Genomic DNA, 3,107 nt, shown 5'->3' with positions numbered 1-3,107 from the left:
CGACAATTATCGGATTTGAAATTTTTAATAAATCAAGAATATCTTTAAAAATATTTAACTTGCTCGGAGAAAATATTGCAGAGCTTGCCAACCGCGAGTTTTCTGCAGGTTATAATAAAATAGAATTCACTGCATTTAATATTTCTTCAGGAATTTACTTTTACGAATTAAGTTCTGACAATTTTAGAGACGCAAAAAAAATGATAGTCCTGAAATAAAGCCGCACAATTTTTTCGGAGGTGATTCAAATGAAAAAACTGTTAGTTCTCTTTTCTTTAATAACAATAATGGCTAATGCGCAACCGGCAAAAGTCTATGTTGTTCTTTTCACTCACATAGAGGATAACTTACCTATCGGCGTACTGGGAACAACTGAAGCGAGAATCAGTTACTTATCGGTTAGAAGTAAGTTAATTGATATGGCTAATCTCGCTTCATCTTATTCAGTAAGGTGGTCTTACCAGCCGGATTGGAAAATTCTTCTTGCAGCTTTTATTTATGAAGATTCTTCTGTAATTGCAACGACAAACGGAAAAAATATTCTGCGATACTTAAAAGAAGATAAAGGTGTGATAATCGATCCTCACTCTCACGAAAAGCTTGGTTACAATTATACTGATGTTGCATGGCTCCTCGATTCTCTCGGCGTTGGCGGAAGCACAGTAATCGGCGGACATGTTTGGGATCCAAGCCTTCCACAATTTCAAAATTGGGATAGGTACCGAGTTCCCGTAAGAGGAACAAAATATCCATGGGCGATTTGGCGTGGAAATATTTTAATGGGAAGCGGAACACCAAATCACACCAATGATCCACAAATTAGTGGTGTGTGGAGACCAAAAGATCGTTACAATTATTTTAAAGATGATACCTTGGGTAATATTTATTGTATAGGACAATATAAAAGTGATATCGCAAGCATTAGTGAACTGATTGCATTATACGATAGCGGAAAAGTTTCAAATAATAAAATGCTGACTTCATCGTATCACATTAAGCCGAACGTTTTAACCGCAATAAACGGAATTACAATTATTGAAAATACAGTGATTAAGCCTTTGGTTGCTATGAGAGATGCTAATAAAATTAATATTACTGATTTCACTACGCTCATCAATGACTGGAAAACTATTTATAATTCAAAACCATACATTTACGATCCTAATAGTCCTACAAAAGTTGATTTAGCCGAAGAACATAATCCTAAAGAATTTGAACTTTATCAGAGTTATCCGAACCCGTTTAACAGTCAGGTAAATATAGGTTTTAATATTACACGACCTGGAAGAGTGAATATTTCTATCTTTAACTTGCTTGGAGAAAAAGTCGCGATACTTATCGATAAAACACTCGAGAATGTTGGATATCAAAAACTCCAATGGAATGCTAATAATATTCCAAGCGGAATTTATTACGTAATTATGAAATACAATGAGAGCAAACAAATTAAAGGAATGATCTGTCTTAAATAATTAATAAAACAAAGAGTGGAAAAATGAAAAAAATTTTTTTCCTTGCGTTTATATTTATTACTTCGATAGCAACTCAAACATTAGCACAAAGATCTGTTGAAACGAGAATTCCCTCTGATGTTGGCGGAACAACAGGATTATTTCTTAGAATAGAAATTCCTACAACAACGAGATACACAAATGGCGCACCGATAGTAATTCATGTTCCGGGTGGATTCAACGGTGCAGGGCTTGGTACAGGAAAAGGAAATTTAGTTCCCCGAGGTTTTATTGAGATTAATTTTAATTTTCCTGGAAGCGGTTCAGGCTCGTCACAAAGTGGTGGTACATACGATACTCGCGGGGAATATTGTATCAAAGCGCTTCGTGATATAATAAAATTTGCACTTGGATCTAAATTAGACCTCAATGGGAAAAATATTGATCAACTTGTAGATCCAACTGTCCCATTGAAAAGTAATGTAGGAATAGCCGGATGGTCAAATGGAGGGAATGCTACAACTGCAGTTGCAGGAATATTTGGCAAAGAAATAAATTCTCTCGCATGGATTGTAAATTGGGAATCTCCGGTTGGAGATGGAATGCCCGGCGCTGAATGCGGATCCTACGGTTTTCAGGCAATTTATACAAATCCGATTTTAAATCCTGCTTACAATTCATCAACAGGAATATTTGACACCTCAACAATTGCGTATAATGATACAATTATTGTTTCCAGGCCGCCAACTGCAACGATGAGGGGCGGATTATTCTTCGATATAAACAAAAACAATCGAGCTGATGTTGGTATTGATTTCTTTGCTACGCCGATAATGTATCAAAGCTTTATCGAGCCAAAAGTTTTTTACTCCCACAGAATGATGCGCGAAGCCACAAGAAGGAATCTGATCCCTCTGAGCCCGCCAATGCATATGCCTGATCTTAATAAAACAACCGAATTCTGGAAATGGAGGAATGGCGAGTTTTGGATTGACAGTGCAAAACAAAAGATTCCGAGTATTATGTTTCTTGTTGTTGCATCAGACACTGATCATGTTCAGTCTGCTCCTGATCATCCGCATGTTTTGATTCAATATGAAAAATTTAGAAGTGCTGGAACCAGACTTGTGCGGTTAAATCCTGATCGTTCTTACGTCGAATACATTTTAGGAAGACCTGCACCTAGTGCAAAAGATAATCCAGCATTAACTCAATATGATCATAATTCGATAAGAAATGCAGTTGAGCCTTCCGGTGCAAACGGATTTCAAAATTGGGTTCTTATTTCTGCTTCAGCATGTGAGTTGGCTGATAGAACTTATTACAATAATGTACAACCGCAACTTAATGGCGTTTTAACTTCAGTTGAAAACGAAGAATCTAGTCTAAAAGGATATTCACTTTATCAAAACTTTCCGAATCCGTTTAATTTGGTTACAAGAATTAAGTATTCAGTATTGAGTAATGAGTATGTCACGTTGAAAGTTTTTGATGTGTTTGGTAGAGAAATAGAAACTCTTGTTGATGAAATGATGCAACCCGGAGAATATGATGTAAAATTCGGAAATGATAATTTGGAACTTGTAAGTGGTGTGTATTATTATCAGCTCCAGGTAAATAATTTTGTTGAAACAAAGAAGATGATTCTGCTGAAAT

At 36.0% G+C, this 3,107-nt stretch carries 3 protein-coding genes; all 3 read left to right on the top strand.

The window, feature by feature from the left end; all coding sequences use genetic code 11:
• Positions 1–218, top strand: a 218-nt coding sequence (locus FJ213_13190; protein ID MBM4177106.1) for a T9SS type A sorting domain-containing protein, incomplete at its 5' end; no start/stop codon positions are given.
• 30 nt (positions 219–248) lie between these two features.
• Positions 249–1,472, top strand: a complete 1,224-nt coding sequence (locus tag FJ213_13185; protein ID MBM4177105.1) for a T9SS type A sorting domain-containing protein — start codon at positions 249–251, stop codon at positions 1,470–1,472.
• 23 nt (positions 1,473–1,495) lie between these two features.
• Positions 1,496–3,107 (top strand): T9SS type A sorting domain-containing protein (locus FJ213_13180; protein MBM4177104.1); only part of this gene is annotated, 1,612 nt, incomplete at its 3' end.

It is taken from the genome of Ignavibacteria bacterium (assembly GCA_016873845.1).
In the GTDB taxonomy this organism is placed as follows: Bacteria; Bacteroidota; Ignavibacteria; order Ch128b; family Ch128b; genus JAHJVF01.
This window is presented reverse-complemented; position numbering and strand designations above follow the sequence as displayed.